Origin of the sequence: Janthinobacterium sp. PC23-8, assembly GCF_002250505.1 — a bacterium.
Taxonomy (GTDB): Bacteria; Pseudomonadota; Gammaproteobacteria; order Burkholderiales; family Burkholderiaceae_D; genus Janthinobacterium.
On record NZ_NJGY01000001.1, the window covers coordinates 3,365,654 to 3,380,461 of the forward strand.

The window sequence follows — 14,808 nt, forward strand, 5'->3', positions numbered from 1 at the left end:
AAAAATCCTTTGGTATATTCCAGTCAAACGAGCGTATTCGAAACCAAAATAATAAAAAACACACCTAAAAGAGCGTGCCTGGCCAGCCGGGCACTTTTTTTAAGGCGCACTGGTTAAGCGCTTAACCTACTGGAGACCAGGCATGGCCAGCATTACCCTCAATGCAGTGCAGAAGTCGTATGGCAACGGCGCGGCGGTGATCCGCAACGTCGATCTCGACATCGGCGAACATGAATTCTGCGTTTTTCTCGGCCCCTCGGGCTGCGGCAAATCGACCCTCTTGCGCATGATCGCCGGCCTGGAAGACCTGTCTGGCGGCGAGCTGCGCATCTCCGGTGAACTGATGAACGACGTGCCGCCGGCCGAGCGCGGCGTGGCGATGGTGTTCCAGAGCTATGCGCTGTTTCCCCATATGTCGGTGTACGACAATATCGGTTTTGGCCTGAAGCTGGCCAAGACGCCGAAAGACGAACTCGACCGGCGCGTGCGCGAAGCGGCGCGCGTGCTGCAGCTCGACGAACTGCTCGAACGCAAACCGAAGCAATTGTCCGGCGGCCAGCGCCAGCGTGTGGCGATCGGCCGCGCCATCGTGCGCCGCCCGGGCGTGTTCCTGTTCGATGAACCGTTATCGAACCTCGACGCCACCCTGCGCGGCCAGACCCGCATCGAAATCGCCCGCCTGCACAAGCAGTTCGTCGACGCCAGCGTGGTCTATGTGACGCACGACCAGGTCGAGGCGATGACCCTGGCCGACAAGATCGTGCTGCTGCGCGCCGGTCCCGACGTGCAGCGCCTGGGCAGCATCGCCCAGGTCGGTTCCCCTTTGGAACTGTACCACCGCCCGAACAGCCGTTTCGTGGCCGGCTTTATCGGCTCGCCGCAAATGAATTTCCTGCCTGCCAAGGTGGTCTCGGGCGACGGTGCAGCCGACTCTGTGCGCGTCACGCTCGATCACACCGGTGAAACCATCGCCATCGCCGCCGATGGCCGCGCCTTGCAAGCTGGCCAGAACGTCTGCGTCGGCGTGCGCCCGGAACACCTGCTGCTGGCGCCGCAAGAAAACAACCGCATCGTGCGCCGCGTGATGCTCGTCGAGCGCCTGGGCGAACAGACCTATCTGCATTTCGAGCAGGCCGGCGGCGATCCGCTGCTGGCCAAGGCGCCCGGCAATGTGGCCACCGAGGCCGGCGCCGAGCTGACCCTGGGCATGCTGGCGCGCCACTGCCATTTGTTTACCGACGATGGCAACGCCGTCGCGGCACCGTTCAATTCCCCACATTTAGCACAGGAGTAAAGTCATGCGTTTAGGAGTCTGTTACTACCCGGAACATTGGCCCGAATCGATGTGGGAAGACGATGCGCGCCGCATGAAGGCGATGGGCATCGCCCAGGTCCGCATCGGCGAATTTGCCTGGAGCCGCATCGAACCGGAAGCGGGCCAGCTGCAATGGGACTGGCTCGACCGCGCGATTGATGTGCTGGGCGCGGCCGGTCTGGAAGTGGTGATGTCGACGCCGACGGCCACGCCGCCAAAGTGGCTGATCGACCTGCATCCCGATATCCTGCCGGTCGGTGCAGACGGCCGCGCGCGCGCCTTCGGTTCGCGCCGCCATTACGATTTTTCGTCGAACGCGTATTTCGAAGCCTCGCACCGCATCGTCACCCTGCTCGCCGAACGCTACGGCAACCATCCTGCCGTCACCGCCTGGCAGACCGACAATGAATACGGCTGCCACCAGACGGTGGTCAGCTATTCGCCCGACGCCGTGGCGCGTTTTCGCGACTGGCTGCGCGCGCGCTACACCACCATCGCTGCGCTGAACACGGCCTGGGGCACGGTGTTCTGGAGCATGGAATACACGAGTTTCGAGCAGATCGACGCACCGATCGGCACCGTCACCGAAGCCCATCCTGCGCACCGCATGGACTACCGCCGTTTTGCCTCGGGCGAAGTGGCGCGCTACAACCGCATGCAGGTCGAGATCCTGCGCCGCCACGCGCCGGGCCGCGTGATGGTGCACAACTTCATGCAGAACTTTTTTGAATTCGACCATTATCCGGTCGCCGCCGACCTCGATGCCGCCACCTGGGACAGCTATCCGCTGGGCGCGCTGGAAGAGTTCTGGTTCTCGCCTGAGCTGAAATCACGCTGGCTGCGCACCGGCCATCCCGACTTCGCCTCGTTCAACCACGACCTGTACCGTGGCATGTCGAAGCAGCCGTTCTGGGTCATGGAACAGCAACCCGGCCCGGTCAACTGGGCCAAATGGAATCCGGCACCGCTGCCCGGCATGGTGCGCCTGTGGAGCTGGGAAGCGTTTTCCCATGGCGCCGGCTGCGTGTCGTATTTCCGCTGGCGCCAGTGTCCGTTTGGCCAGGAGCAGCTGCATGCGGGCCTGAACACGCCCGACAACTTGCTCGATATCGGCGGCGCCGAAGCGATGCAGGTATCGCAGGAACTGCAACTGATTGCCGATCAAAATGCCAAGGTGTCGACCAAGGTCGCGCTGGTGTTCGACTATGAAGCCAAGTGGCTGTTCGAAGTGCATCCGCAAGCCCAGGACTTCCAGTACGGCCCGCTGGTATTCGAATATTATTCCGCCTTGCGCTCGCTCGGTTTCGACGTCGACGTGATTCCGACCTCAAGCAACTTCGACGGCTACAGCCTGATCGTCGTGCCGCCGCTGCCGGTGTTGCCCGACGACTTGCCGCAGCGCTTGCAGGACAGCGGCGCCCAGGTGGTGTTTGCGCCGCGCAGCGGCTCGAAAACGGTGGATCTGTGCATACCAGCCAACCTGGGGCCAGGCCCGCTGGCGCAGCAGTTGCCGATGCGCGTGTGGCGCGTCGACGCCATGCGTCCGACCACGCAGGTAGCGGTGCAGTGGGGATCGCAACAAGGCGAAGCGCGCATCTGGCGCGATCTGATCGAGGTGGCGGGCGGCACCGAAGTGGTGGCCACGTTTGACGACGGCCATCCGGCCATCGTGCGCCACCAGCGCCTGCATTACCTGGCGGCCATTTTTGACGAGCCACTGCTGCGCGACTACCTGGCGACGGTGGCCCATGAGGCGGGCTTGCCGGTGGCGCGCCTGGACGACGGCACGCGCATCAGCCGCCGCGGCGAGCTGACGTATGTGTTCAATTATGGCGATGCGCCGATTGACGCGCCGCATCCGGCGGGAGCGACCTTTGTCATTGGTGCCGCGCAAGTGCCACCGCAGGGCGTGTCGGTATTTCAAGTGTAATCAGTTTCAATAGCGAACGCAGATTCGCACCGTGAAGTTATTCCGTGATCAACACCAAGGAGACAAGATGAAACGCATCATGCAAGCAGGATTGTTATCGGCCGCCATGCTGGCCGCCACCGCACAGGCAGGCACACTGGCCGTCAATATCGCCTTCAAGGGCGCCGGCCAGCGCACTGTCTGGCAGTCCACGCTCGACGAATTCAAGAAAGCCAATCCGGACGTGGAACTCAAAGTCGCTTTCGTCGACGAAGAAGCGTACAAGATCCAGCTGCCGAACTGGCTGTCGAGCCAGGCGCCCGACGTCGTCACCTGGCATAACGGCGAGCGCATGGCGTATTACGCCAGTCGCGGCCTGTTCGAGGATTTGAGTGCGGACTGGGCCAGGAACAACTGGAACGACACCTACGCATCGAGCAAGGAAGCCTCGTCGTACAAGGGCAAGCAGTACGCCATGCCAACGGTTTATTACTCGTGGGGCATGTTCTACCGTAAGGATCTGTTCACGAAAGCGGGTATCGCCAGCGAGCCGAAGACCTGGGCCGAGTTCATGGAAGCGAACAAGAAGCTCAAGGCGGCCGGCATCAGCCCGATCGCCGTCGGTGGCCGCGACGCCTGGACCCTGGCCGGATGGTTCGACTACCTCGACCTGCGCATCAACGGCTATGCCTTCCACCAGCAATTGATGAACGGCGAGATCCCGTACACCGATGCGCGCGTCAAAAAGGTCTACACCACCTGGAAGACCTTGCTCGACAATAAATACTTCATCGACAATCCGCTGTCGTACGATCTCGATGCGGCGCAACCGTTCGTGTTCCAGGGCAAGGCGGCCATGATGTTGATGGGCACCTTTATCGCCAAGGGCTTCCCGCCCAAGCAGGCCGCCGTGATGGGCTACTTCCAGTTCCCGACCATCGACCCGGCCATCGTCGGTGCCGAGGAAGGCCCGATCGAGTCGATGCATATTCCGAGCCGCGCCAAGAACAAGGTTGACGCGCGCCGCTTCCTGGCGTTTGTCGGCACCCCGGCCATCAGCGCCAAGCTGGCCGAAGGCCTCGGTTCCTTGCCGGCCAACAGCAAGTCGGCGCCGCCGGAGGAGCCGATTTCGCGTATCGGCTTCGACATCCTGTCCAATACCAAGGGCGGCATCGCGCAGTTCTATGACCGCGACATGACCAAGGAAATGGCCGATGAAGGCATGAAGGGCATGCAGAAATTCATCAACGATCCGAACGCGCTCGACGAGATCCTGGCGCAGCTCGAGCGTACGCGCAAGCGCATCTACAAAAAATCGTGATGACCGGGCCAGGCTGACGACATGCATACTTCACCTCTCGGCGCCAGCGGCGCTGGCGGCAAACCAGCACAGACGCCGCGCCGGCCCGTGCGCTGGTGGGCCGCGCCCGCATTCAAACGGCATCGCGCCGCCGCGCTGTTCCTGGCGCCGGCCTGCCTGCTGGTCGGGCTGTACGTGGTCTATCCGATCCTGTACACCATCTACCTGAGCTTTTTCGAGTGGGATGGCCTGGCGCAGAAGACCTTTGTCGGCCTGGCCAATTACCAGGAGCTGTTCCACACGGACACGTTCTTCACCGCCCTGAAAAACAATTTTTTATGGCTGGTGCTGTTCCTGCTGGCGCCGCCGGCCGGCCTGGCCGTGGCCCTGTACCTGAACCAGCAGGTGCGCGGCATCCGCCTGGTCAAGTCGCTGTTCTTCGCGCCGTTCGTCTTGTCCGGCGTGGTGGTGGGCCTGATCTTCAGCTGGTTCTATGACCCGACCTTTGGCCTCCTGGCGCTGATCCTCGGCCATGGCGTACCGGTGCTGGGCGATCCGCGCTATGCGACCTACGGCATCATCTTTGCCGCCCTGTGGCCGCAGACGGCGTATTGCATGATTCTGTTCCTGACGGGGCTGACCTCGATCAACTCGGAGCAGGTGGAAGCGGCGCGCATGGAGGGCGCCAAGGGCTGGACGATGCTGATCCACGTGATCCTGCCGCAACTGCGCCCGAGCACCTTCATGGCGGTGGTGGTGACCATTATCGGCGCGCTGCGCAGCTTCGACCTGATTTCCGTGATGAGCGGCGGCGGGCCGTTTGAAAGCTCGACCGTGCTGGCCTATTACTCGTATGACCAGGCCATCAAGTATTACCGCCAGGGCTATTCGGCGGCCGTCGCCGTGGTGCTGTTCGCCATGATGCTGGTGTATATCGTGTATCACCTCAAGCGCATGCTGCGCACAGAACAATAAGGACCGCCATGTATCCGATGCCTGTCGATAAATGGAAGCCGTGGAACCGGCGCCTGTACAAAATGTCGCTGCCGCTGGCGCTGGTGATCTGGCTGCTGCCGATGATCGCCGTGCTGGTGACGTCCCTGCGCTCGACCGAAGAACTGATGGAAGGCAATTACTGGGGCTGGCCGCGCGACCTGTCGCTGTGGGCCAACTACCACGAGGCGCTGACAGCCTCGCCGATGCTGCATTATTTCTGGAACAGCGTGCTCATCACGGTGCCATCGGTGATCGGTTCGATCGCGCTGGCGGCGATGGCCGGTTTCGCCCTGTCGACCTACAAGTTCAAGGGCAATACCTTTTTGTTCGCTACCTTTGTGGCTTGCAACTTCGTGCCCGTGCAAATCCTGATGATTCCGGTTCGCAATATGTCGCTCGACTTTGGCGTGTTCAATACGGTGCAGGGCCTGGTGCTGTTCCATGTGGCCTTCCAGACCGGTTTTTGCACCTTGTTCCTGCGTAACTTCATCAAGCAGCTGCCGTTCGAGCTGATCGAAGCGGCGCGCATCGAAGGCGCCGGCGAATGGACCATTTTTACCAAGGTGATCCTGCCGCTGATCCGGCCCGCCCTGGCTGCGCTCGGCATCCTGGTGTTTACCTTTGTGTGGAACGATTACTTCTGGGCCCTGTGCCTGACGCAAGGCGACACGGCCGCGCCGATCACGGTTGGCGTGGCGGGCCTGAAAGGGCAGTGGACCACGGCCTGGAACCTGGTCTCGGCCGGCTCCATCCTGGCGGCCCTGCCGTCGGTGCTGATGTTCTTCCTGATGCAGAAGCATTTTGTGGCCGGGCTCACGTTTGGCGCCACCAAAGGATAATTTCCGTACGTAGTATCACGCTGCCTTAGTCAGCGCGCGCCCCTTACAATACCTGTCAGATAACAGACTCGTGTAGATAAGGGCGCGCAGTGAGATTGAAGCAACTTCATCGCCGGTGGACCGGCCGGGCAGGGCGCTGGGCGGTGGCCCTGCATGGCTTCGGTGACCGGCTGGCGCAGCGCCGTCCGCTGTGGATGGTAAGCCTGGCCGTCGACGAAACCAATCTGTCCGAAGGCTTGCGCGCCGCCTGCGCGTCCAGCGCCATGCTGGTGCTCGGCCTGCTGTTCGATCATCCCGATTTTTCCTGGGCCGCCATCGGCGCTTTCTGGACCTGCCTGGCTGACGCGGCCGGCACGCGCCGCATGCGTTTCGTGTCGATGGCCGGCTTTGGCCTGCTGTCGACCCTGGCCGGCGGCGTGGCGGCGCTGGCGGCCGGCCATGGCGTGGCCGCCGCCGCCCTGGCTGTGCTGCTGTTTTCCTGGGCCGGCGCGCTGGCGCGCATCTGGGGTGCGGCTGCGGCGCAAGTGGCGATCCTGGCCGCCACCGCCTGCGTGGTGATGGTCACCCATCCGCTGCAGTCGGTCGCGCAAGCGCTGCCCTTTTTGGCCATTTACCTGTTCGGCTGCCTGTTTGCCACCTTACTCAGCTTTACTGTCTGGCGTATCCATCCCTACGGCCCCACCCGGCAGGCGATCCGCACGGCCTATCTGCGCCTGGCCGGCATCGCGCGCGACAATGCGCGCTACCTGGCCATGGCCGGCGATAAAACAGGGGGCGGCGCGCATGGCGCCAGCTACCGCTCGCAGGCGCGCGCCGCGCTGGAGGCGGCAAGGCTTGCGCTGGCCGCCGTGCCACCGTCGCGCACCAGCCGCAGTACGCCATATGACAACCTGCTGCTGGCATTGAGCGACGCCGAACGCATCTTTGCCTACCTGATCGCCGTGACGCACTCCTGCGAGCGCGAATGCCGGCGTTTGCGCCACGATCCGCGCGCACGCCGCAGCCTGGAGGCGATGGCGCTGCTGCTGCGCCGCCTGGGCCTGGCCTTGCGGCGCCATCCGGAAACGCCTCCACTGCTGCTGCAGCGCCGCCTGGCTGCCTGCGGCCGGCGCCTGGAAGCGGCGCTGGGCGCTTTGCTGCCGCTGCGCCTGAACGTGGAATTCATGGAGCTCGACCTGCCGCGCGTGACCCGCCTGCCGTGGCGGCAAGCAGCGGCGCAGGCGCTGGCGCAAGGCTGGCAAACCCTCAGCGTCAACGCCACTTTGCAGTCGCTGGGCTGGCGCCATGCGGCGCGCGTGGCGCTGACCACCACCACCGGCTTCTTGCTGGTCGAATTGCTGCACATTCCCTTCGGCTACTGGGCCACCATGGCCACCTTGTTGATACTGCAGCCGTCCGTGTCGACCACCTGGCCGCGCGGCATCGAGCGGGTGGCCGGCAGCATCCTGGGGGCGCTGCTGGCCGTGCTGATTGGCCTGGTGGTTCACACGCCGCTGGCCATTTCGCTGGTGGTGTTTCCGTTGATTGTCGCCACCATGGCGCTGCGCCGCGTCAGCTACAGCCTGCACGTGATGTTCATGACGCCGGCCTTTGTGCTGGTGGCCGATTACGCCATGCCGGCCAGCGAGATGGCCTATGCTTTTACGCGCCTGGGCAACAATGTGTTGGGCTGCGTGCTGGCCTTGCTGGCAACGTTTTTTCTCTGGCCCGACCGCGAGGCCGACGACCTGGAGCCGCGCCTGGCCGGCGCCGTCTCGGCCAATCTGAAGTATCTGCTGGTGGTGCTGGCGGCCGGCGGCAAGTGGGATCCGTCGATCGCGCGCCAGCGCCGCGAGGCGGGCCTGGCCAGCAACAATGCGGAGCAGGTGCTGCAGCGCCTGCGCATCGAGCGCCGGCTGGACCGCAGCACCGGCGTCGGCCTGGCGGCCTTGCGCACCTTGCCGCTGCTGCGCCGCGTGGCCGGCAGCGCGGCGCGCATCAGCCTCAGTCCCGAGGCGCTGCCCGCCACACCGGTGCTGCAACAGTGGATTGCCGCCGTGGGCTGCGAAATCGACGCCTTGCTGCGCGGCGATTCGGCTGTGCCTTCGCCCGGCGACTGCCAGGCCACCGACCTCAGTGCCTTGCAGGCCGATGCTGTGGCGCAGGTGCTGATGCTGCGCATCTTGCTGCGCCAGCAACTGGGCGCGCGGGACGCGCTGGCCTGAATTGGGCGATAATCGGCAGCATGATCCAGACCATGACAGGAAGCAATGTGAACATGAAAACCATCAAGGGCCTGCACCAGGCTTACCGCGACGATATCGCCGACCTCACCACGCGCCGGCCAGTACCGGGGCCGCGCCTGGAGCAGGTCGATCCTTTCCTGTTCCTTAATCACCATGGTCCGCAGACCTATGCGCCGGGCAATGGCGGCTTGCCGTTCGGCCCGCATCCACATCGGGGCTTCGAGACCGTCACGTTTATCCTCGAAGGCGAGTTGATGCACAGCGACAGCGCCGGCCACGACAGCATCATCCGCGCCGGCGGGGTACAGTGGATGACGGCTGGCAGCGGCCTGGTGCATGCCGAGCTGTCGCCGCCCGCGTTCAAGCGCGATGGCGGGCCACTGGAAATTCTGCAGCTGTGGCTGAACCTGCCGTCGCGCCTGAAGATGACGGCGCCGCGCTACCAGGGCGTGCAGGACGAGGCCATCGTCAAGGTGGCCACGCCGGACGGCTTGTCGACCTTGCATCTGGTGTCGGGCCAGTATGACGGTCACAGCGGGCCAGTCGAGTCGCTGACCGGCGTGTTCATGTCGTGGCTGGCAATGCGCCCCGGCGCGCGCTTCGCGCAGGGTGGCTTGCGTGGCCGCAATGTGTTTTTGTATGTGGTGCAAGGCGCGCTGGCGCTGGCCGGCCAGGCGGCGCCGGCCTTTACTTTGGTCGAACTCGATGTCGACGGCGATGCGCTGGAGTTTGCCGCGCCCGACGGCGCGGTGGTGCTGTTCGGCCATGCCGCGCCGCTCGGCGAAGCGGTGGTGGCGCATGGCCCGTTCGTGATGAATACACGCGAAGAAATCAACCAGGCGATCCGAGATTATCAGGCCGGCAAGTTCGAACCGAACAAAGCCTGATCAGTCGACCGGTTCTTCGGCGGGCCTGGCCTTGCGCGGGCGTCCGCCCAGCTTGCCGTTTTCGCGCGCGGCCGTCGATTTGGCGCTGCTGCGCGCCTGGCCGCCTTTCTTGCCGTTGCTCGATGCGACCCAGCGCTGCGAGCCGAGAAATCCTTCGAGCAGGGCCGGCAGATACAGGTCGACGTCGAGCAAGGGAAAATGGATGCCCAGGCCCGACGGGCTTATCTGTGTCTCGGCCAGGCTGACCGGCGTGGCGTGCGCCAGAGCTGGCACATCGCCGGGCGCAAAGGCGATGTCCAGTTTCGAGGCGAGGGTGATGACCACGCGCTCGATGCGCTGGTCGTAGTGCACGGCCACGGCGGCGGGAAACGCAGCCTTTTTTTCGACGGCGCGCGCATTGGCCTGCAAAAAATCGTTATCAGTGATATCCATGGATCTCCTCCCATCGCCAGCACAGCTGGCGCAGTTCCGTCTTCAAAGCCCCGGCGAGCCGGCCCAGGTACTTCTGCGTATAACCGTAGTTTTCGCGCAAGCAGGGCGGTCCATAGGGGCAATCGAGCTCGAATACGGCTTCGCAGCCACTGCCGAGCACATGCACATGTGCCGGCCGGTGGTCATTCGAGTAGATCACGACGCGATGACCTGCATAGGTGAATATGGTAGGCATGATAGCATAAACCTAAACAGTTTGGGTTATCGAAAAAGCTGTTTGCTTTTTTTTTGCAGTGCGGTTCATGCTACGCCTGCCGCGTCCGCCAAAGCGTGCTGGATGGCGCTTTGTTGAGGCTGCGCAGTGGGGGCGCTGTCAGCCGCGCGCGCGGTCGTGCCGCCACAGCACATCGTTGCCGCCGGCAAAGCGGTTGAGCACGCGCGAGAGCACGAACAGCAGGTCCGACAGCCGGTTCACATACTGGCGCGGGTGTTCATGGATGGTTTCCTTGCCCGCCAGCGCGACGATGCTGCGCTCGGCGCGCCGGCACACGGTGCGGCACACATGGGCCAGCGAGGCGGCGCGCGAGCCGGCCGGCAAAATGAATTCGGCCAGCGCGGGCAGTTCGGCATTGTATTTGGCCAGCAAGTCGTCGAGGCGCAGCACATGCTCTTCCTTGATCAGCTGGTAGCCGGGGATGCACAGTTCGCCGCCGAGATCGAACAGGTCATGCTGGATGGCCACCAGTTCCTCGCGCAGGGCGTCGGGCATGGCTTCGCACAGCAGCACGCCGAGGTTGGAATTGAGTTCATCGACGTCGCCCATGGCGTGGATGCGCGCGCTGTCCTTGCTGGTGCGGCTGCCGTCGCCCAGGCCCGTGCTGCCATTGTCGCCCGTACGCGTGGCGATTTTCGAAAGTCGCTTGCCCATGTCTGATCCTGTTGTGTGTGGAAGGGGCAGCATACGACACTGAGCGCCTTCTTGCCGGAAACTTGACGCCCGGGGCGACGAAAAACCGGCGGTGCCCGCCGGTTTGTGCTTACAATCAGGGCAATGCCATGCCTGCCCGGAACCATTACATGCACACTGCCGTCACCGAAGCTTCACCTGGATTTGCCGTCGCCCGCCAGCAGGCGGTAGCTAGCGCCTTGCACGCCGTGCTGCCGCCGCGCTGCGTGCTGTCGGACGCGGAAGATACGCGCCCCTACGAATGCGACGGCCTGGCCGCCTACCGCCAGTTGCCGATGATCGTTACCCTGCCCGACACGGAGCAGCAAGTGCTGGCCATCCTGCGCGTGTGCCGGGAAATGCAGGTGCCCATCGTGCCGCGCGGCGCCGGCACCGGCTTGTCGGGCGGCGCCTTGCCGATCGCCGATGGCGTGGTGCTGTCGACGGCGCGCCTGAACCGCATCGTGCGCCTCGACCCCTATGCGCGCATCGCCGTGGTGCAGCCCGGCGTGCGCAACCTGGCCATTTCCGAGGCGGCGGCGCAGCATGCGCTGTACTACGCGCCCGATCCGTCCTCGCAGATCGCCTGCACCATCGGCGGCAACGTGGCGGAAAATTCGGGCGGCGTGCATTGCCTGAAATACGGCCTGACGGTGCACAATGTGCTGCGCGTGCGGGTGGCCACGTTAGACGGCGAGATCCTCGAACTCGGTGGCGAGGCGCTCGATTCGCCCGGCCTGGACCTGCTGGCCGTCTTCATCGGCTCCGAAGGCATGCTCGGCATCGTCACCGAAGTAACGGTGAAACTGATCCCGAAACCGGCCACCGCGCGCGTCATCATGGCCTCGTTCGGCGACGTGGTCACGGGTGGCAATGCGGTGGCCAATGTGCTCGCCGCCGGCATTATTCCGGCCGGCCTGGAAATGATGGATCAAACCTCGTCGCGCATGGTCGAGCCGTTCGTGAAAGCCGGCTACGACATCGATGCGGCCGCCATCCTGTTGTGCGAGGCCGATGGCACGCATGAAGAGGTGGAAGAGGAAATCGCGCGCATGACGGCGGTACTGGAAGGCGCGGGCGCCAGCGCGATTGCCGTCTCGCAGACGGAAGCCGAGCGCATGAAATTCTGGTCCGGGCGCAAGAATGCGTTTCCCGCCGCCGGGCGCATCTCGCCCGATTACTACTGCATGGACGGCACCATCCCGCGCAAGAAGCTGGCCGAAGTGTTGACCGGCATCGCCGCCATGGAAACCACGCATGGCCTGCGCTGCGCCAATGTGTTCCATGCCGGTGACGGCAATCTGCATCCGCTGATTTTATTTGATGCCAACCAGCCCGGCCAATTCGAGCGCGCCGAAGCGTTTGGCGCCGATATCCTGGCCCTGTGCGTGGCCGTCGGCGGCACCATCACGGGCGAACACGGGGTGGGCATGGAAAAGATCAACTCCATGTGCGTGCAATTTACACGCGCCGAACTGGACGCCTTTTTTGCCGTCAAGCGGGCCTTCGACCCGCACGGCCTGCTCAACCCGGACAAGGCGATTCCTACCCTGAACCGCTGCGCCGAATTTGGCAAGATGCATGTGACGGCCGGCCGGCTGCCATTTGCCAACCTGCCACGTTTTTAGTCAAACCGGAGACCCTTTTGCAAGCGATAGCGGAACAATTCAGACAGGCCATCGTGGCCGCCAGCGCGGCGGGCACGCCCTTGCGCCTGCGCGGCGGCGGCAGCAAGGACTGGTACGGCCAGCAACCGGCCGGCGAGGTGCTCGACACGCGACAGTACACCGGCATCATCGACTATGAGCCGACGGAACTGGTTATCACGGCGCGCTGCGGCACGCCGCTGGCGCAGATCGAAGCGGCGCTGGCCGCGCGCAACCAGATGCTGGCGTTCGAGCCGCCGCACTTCGGCCCAGGCGCCACGGTGGGCGGCACGGTGGCCTGCGCCTTGTCCGGGCCGCGCCGCGCCAGCGCCGGCGCGGTGCGCGACTTCGTGCTGGGCGCCGTGCTGATGGATGGCAAAGGTGAACGCCTGGTGTTTGGCGGGCAGGTAATGAAAAACGTGGCCGGCTATGATGTGTCGCGCCTGCTGGCCGGTTCCCTCGGCACCCTCGGACTGATCCTGGAAGTGTCGCTGAAAGTACTGCCCTTGCCGCTGCGCGAGGCAAGCCTGCGGTTTGACTGTGCCGAGATTGCCGCGCTGCGCATGATGAATGAGTGGGGCGGCCAGCCCTTGCCGATCTCGGCCAGTTGCTGGCATGACGGCGTGCTGACGCTGCGCCTGTCGGGCGCCGAAGCGGCCGTGACGGCGGCGCAGCAGCGGCTGGGAGGCGAGGCAGTCGCTGCCCAAGACGCGGCGGCTTTCTGGAGCGCGCTGCGCGAGCAGACGCATGACTTTTTTGGTGGTGCCGGCAGCTTGTGGCGGCTCTCTTTGCCACCGCACGCCAGTGCCGTGGTGCTGAAAGGGCGGCAACTGATCGAGTGGGGCGGTGCGCAGCGCTGGCTGAAAATCGAGGGCGACGCCATGGCTGCCGGCGCCCAGCGCATCCGCCAGAGTGTGGCGGCGGCCGGCGGCCACGCCACCCTGTTTCGCGGCGGCGACAAGACGGTGGGCGTGTTCCATCCGCTGGCGCCGGCCGTGGCGGCGATCCACCAGCGCCTGGCGCACAGTTTTGATCCGGCCGGCATCTTCAATCCGCATCGTATGTACTGACTATATTGAGACGCCATGCAAACCAATCTTGCCGACTTTATCAAGGGTACGCCAGCCGGCGACGAGGCCGAAGCCATACTGCGCGCCTGCGTGCATTGCGGCTTTTGCACCGCCACTTGCCCCACTTATCAACTGCTCGGTGACGAGCTCGATGGCCCGCGCGGACGCATCTACCTGATCAAGCAGGTTCTGGAGGGCGCGCCCGTGACGGCCAAGACGCAAACCCACCTGGACCGCTGCCTGACCTGCCGCAATTGCGAGTCGACCTGTCCGTCGGGCGTGCAGTATGGGCGCCTGGTCGATATTGGCCGCCATGTCGTCGAGCAGCGCGTGCAACGCCCCTTGCGTGAACGCGCCTTGCGTTTTGCCCTGAAGGAAGCGCTGCCGCGCCGCTGGCTGTTTACGCCGCTCTACAAGGCCGGCCAGGCGCTGCGCCCGCTGCTGGCCAAGGGCCTGCAGGACAAATTGCGGCCAGCGGCAAAGCCCGGCCTCTGGCCGGCGCGCTCCCATCAGCGGACCATGCTGGTGCTGGACGGCTGCGTGCAGCCGGCCATGTCGCCCAATATCAACGCGGCCACCGCGCGCGTGCTGGATGCCCTCGGCGTGCAGCTGATCAATGTAGCCAAAGCCGGCTGTTGCGGCGCGCTGCGCCATCACCTGAACGACCAGGAAGCGGCGCTGGACGACATGCGCCGCAATATCGACGCCTGGTGGCCGTATGTGGAAACGGCCGAAGCGATCATCATGACGGCCTCGGGCTGCGGCGCCACCGTCAAGGAGTACGGCCATTTGCTGGCGCACGATGCGCGTTATGCCGTCAAGGCACGGCGCATTGCCGAGCTGGCGCGCGACCTGTGCGAGATATTGCCGGCCTTCGAGACGGAACTGGCGGCGCTGGTGCACGGGCGCATCACCGAGCGCGTGGTCTACCACCCGCCGTGCACCCTGCAGCATGGCCAGCAAATACGGGGCCGGGTGGAGCAGGTGCTGCGCGCCGTCGGCGTCGATGTGCGCCTGTGCGCCGACAGCCATCTGTGCTGTGGCTCGGCCGGCACCTATTCCATCTTGCAGCCGGCGCTGTCGCAGCAATTGCGCGACAACAAGGTGGCGCAGCTGGAAGCGTGCGCGCCGGACGTGATCGTGTCGGCCAATATCGGCTGTCTCAGCCAGTTGCAGTCTGCTACCCAGGTGCCGGTGCGGCACTGGATCGAGCTGATCGATACGGCGCTGGGCCAGGCTTAAT

The 14,808-nt window shown here is 64.5% G+C and carries 13 protein-coding genes; 10 read left to right on the forward strand and 3 right to left on the reverse strand.

Going from position 1 to position 14,808, the window contains the following annotated elements:
- Positions 1 to 142 precede the first annotated feature (142 nt).
- The 7 genes from CD932_RS14535 (at position 143) to CD932_RS14565 (ending at position 9,471) form a co-directional block, all read left to right on the forward strand.
- Positions 143 to 1,294: an ABC transporter ATP-binding protein gene (locus tag CD932_RS14535; protein WP_094443249.1), complete on the forward strand. Its 1,152-nt coding sequence runs from the start codon at positions 143 to 145 to the stop codon at positions 1,292 to 1,294.
- Between the two features lie 4 nt (positions 1,295 to 1,298).
- Positions 1,299 to 3,245 carry a beta-galactosidase gene (locus tag CD932_RS14540; protein ID WP_094443250.1) on the forward strand — a complete coding sequence of 649 codons (1,947 nt, stop codon included), beginning with the start codon at positions 1,299 to 1,301 and terminating at the stop codon, positions 3,243 to 3,245.
- A gap of 67 nt (positions 3,246 to 3,312) precedes the next feature.
- Positions 3,313 to 4,545, forward strand: coding sequence for an ABC transporter substrate-binding protein (locus CD932_RS14545; protein ID WP_094443251.1), 1,233 nt, complete (start codon positions 3,313 to 3,315; stop codon positions 4,543 to 4,545).
- A gap of 21 nt (positions 4,546 to 4,566) precedes the next feature.
- Positions 4,567 to 5,499, forward strand: coding sequence for a carbohydrate ABC transporter permease (locus CD932_RS14550; RefSeq protein WP_094443252.1), 933 nt, complete (start codon positions 4,567 to 4,569; stop codon positions 5,497 to 5,499).
- An 8-nt stretch (positions 5,500 to 5,507) separates the two neighbouring features.
- Entirely contained in the window at positions 5,508 to 6,359 is an 852-nt protein-coding gene (locus CD932_RS14555; RefSeq protein WP_065308291.1) for a carbohydrate ABC transporter permease, read from the forward strand.
- Positions 6,360 to 6,454: 95 nt separating this feature from the next.
- A complete protein-coding gene (locus CD932_RS14560; RefSeq protein ID WP_254926583.1) occupies positions 6,455 to 8,563 on the forward strand; it encodes an FUSC family protein in 2,109 nt (702 codons plus the stop codon).
- Positions 8,564 to 8,616: 53 nt separating this feature from the next.
- The gene (locus CD932_RS14565) at positions 8,617 to 9,471 is read left to right on the forward strand and encodes a pirin family protein (protein ID WP_254926584.1); all 855 of its coding nucleotides are present in this window, start codon (positions 8,617 to 8,619) and stop codon (positions 9,469 to 9,471) included.
- Here CD932_RS14565 and CD932_RS14570 read toward each other — a convergent pair whose 3' ends face one another.
- The 3 genes from CD932_RS14570 to CD932_RS14580 form a co-directional block, all read right to left on the reverse strand.
- Positions 9,472 to 9,903 (reverse strand): DUF2442 domain-containing protein, encoded by a 432-nt coding sequence (locus tag CD932_RS14570; protein WP_094443253.1) that lies wholly within the window; start codon positions 9,901 to 9,903, stop codon positions 9,472 to 9,474.
- Positions 9,890 to 10,138, reverse strand: coding sequence for a DUF4160 domain-containing protein (locus tag CD932_RS14575; RefSeq protein ID WP_094443254.1), 249 nt, complete (start codon positions 10,136 to 10,138; stop codon positions 9,890 to 9,892). Before CD932_RS14575 ends, CD932_RS14570 begins: the two co-directional genes overlap by 14 nt.
- A 138-nt stretch (positions 10,139 to 10,276) precedes the next feature.
- Positions 10,277 to 10,831 carry a cob(I)yrinic acid a,c-diamide adenosyltransferase gene (locus tag CD932_RS14580; protein ID WP_094443255.1) on the reverse strand — a complete coding sequence of 185 codons (555 nt, stop codon included), beginning with the start codon at positions 10,829 to 10,831 and terminating at the stop codon, positions 10,277 to 10,279.
- Positions 10,832 to 10,980: 149 nt separating this feature from the next.
- Between CD932_RS14580 and CD932_RS14585 the strand changes: the two genes are divergently transcribed.
- Genes CD932_RS14585 through glcF form a run of 3 tightly spaced genes read left to right on the forward strand, consistent with a single transcriptional unit; the run spans position 10,981 to position 14,807 of the window.
- On the forward strand, positions 10,981 to 12,477 hold the full coding sequence (locus CD932_RS14585) for an FAD-linked oxidase C-terminal domain-containing protein (protein ID WP_094443256.1): 1,497 nt from the start codon (positions 10,981 to 10,983) through the stop codon (positions 12,475 to 12,477).
- Positions 12,478 to 12,494: 17 nt separating this feature from the next.
- The gene (glcE, locus tag CD932_RS14590) at positions 12,495 to 13,565 is read left to right on the forward strand and encodes a glycolate oxidase subunit GlcE (protein WP_094443257.1); all 1,071 of its coding nucleotides are present in this window, start codon (positions 12,495 to 12,497) and stop codon (positions 13,563 to 13,565) included.
- 15 nt (positions 13,566 to 13,580) lie between these two features.
- Positions 13,581 to 14,807 (forward strand): glycolate oxidase subunit GlcF, encoded by a 1,227-nt coding sequence (glcF, locus tag CD932_RS14595; RefSeq protein ID WP_094443258.1) that lies wholly within the window; start codon positions 13,581 to 13,583, stop codon positions 14,805 to 14,807.
- The last annotated feature ends 1 nt before the right edge of the window (position 14,808 follow it).

Excerpts from the sequence above, each read along its gene's own strand:
- CD932_RS14535 (WP_094443249.1), top strand. The coding sequence starts at position 143 with ATGGCCAGCATTACCCTCAATGCAGTGCAGAAGTCGTATGGCAACGGC.
- CD932_RS14540 (WP_094443250.1), top strand. The coding sequence starts at position 1,299 with ATGCGTTTAGGAGTCTGTTACTACCCGGAACATTGGCCCGAATCGATG.
- CD932_RS14545 (WP_094443251.1), top strand. The coding sequence starts at position 3,313 with ATGAAACGCATCATGCAAGCAGGATTGTTATCGGCCGCCATGCTGGCC.
- CD932_RS14550 (WP_094443252.1), top strand. The coding sequence starts at position 4,567 with ATGCATACTTCACCTCTCGGCGCCAGCGGCGCTGGCGGCAAACCAGCA.
- CD932_RS14555 (WP_065308291.1), top strand. The coding sequence starts at position 5,508 with ATGTATCCGATGCCTGTCGATAAATGGAAGCCGTGGAACCGGCGCCTG.
- CD932_RS14565 (WP_254926584.1), top strand. The coding sequence starts at position 8,617 with ATGAAAACCATCAAGGGCCTGCACCAGGCTTACCGCGACGATATCGCC.
- CD932_RS14570 (WP_094443253.1), bottom strand. The coding sequence starts at position 9,903 with ATGGATATCACTGATAACGATTTTTTGCAGGCCAATGCGCGCGCCGTC.
- CD932_RS14575 (WP_094443254.1), bottom strand. The coding sequence starts at position 10,138 with ATGCCTACCATATTCACCTATGCAGGTCATCGCGTCGTGATCTACTCG.
- CD932_RS14580 (WP_094443255.1), bottom strand. The coding sequence starts at position 10,831 with ATGGGCAAGCGACTTTCGAAAATCGCCACGCGTACGGGCGACAATGGC.
- CD932_RS14585 (WP_094443256.1), top strand. The coding sequence starts at position 10,981 with ATGCACACTGCCGTCACCGAAGCTTCACCTGGATTTGCCGTCGCCCGC.
- glcF (WP_094443258.1), top strand. The coding sequence starts at position 13,581 with ATGCAAACCAATCTTGCCGACTTTATCAAGGGTACGCCAGCCGGCGAC.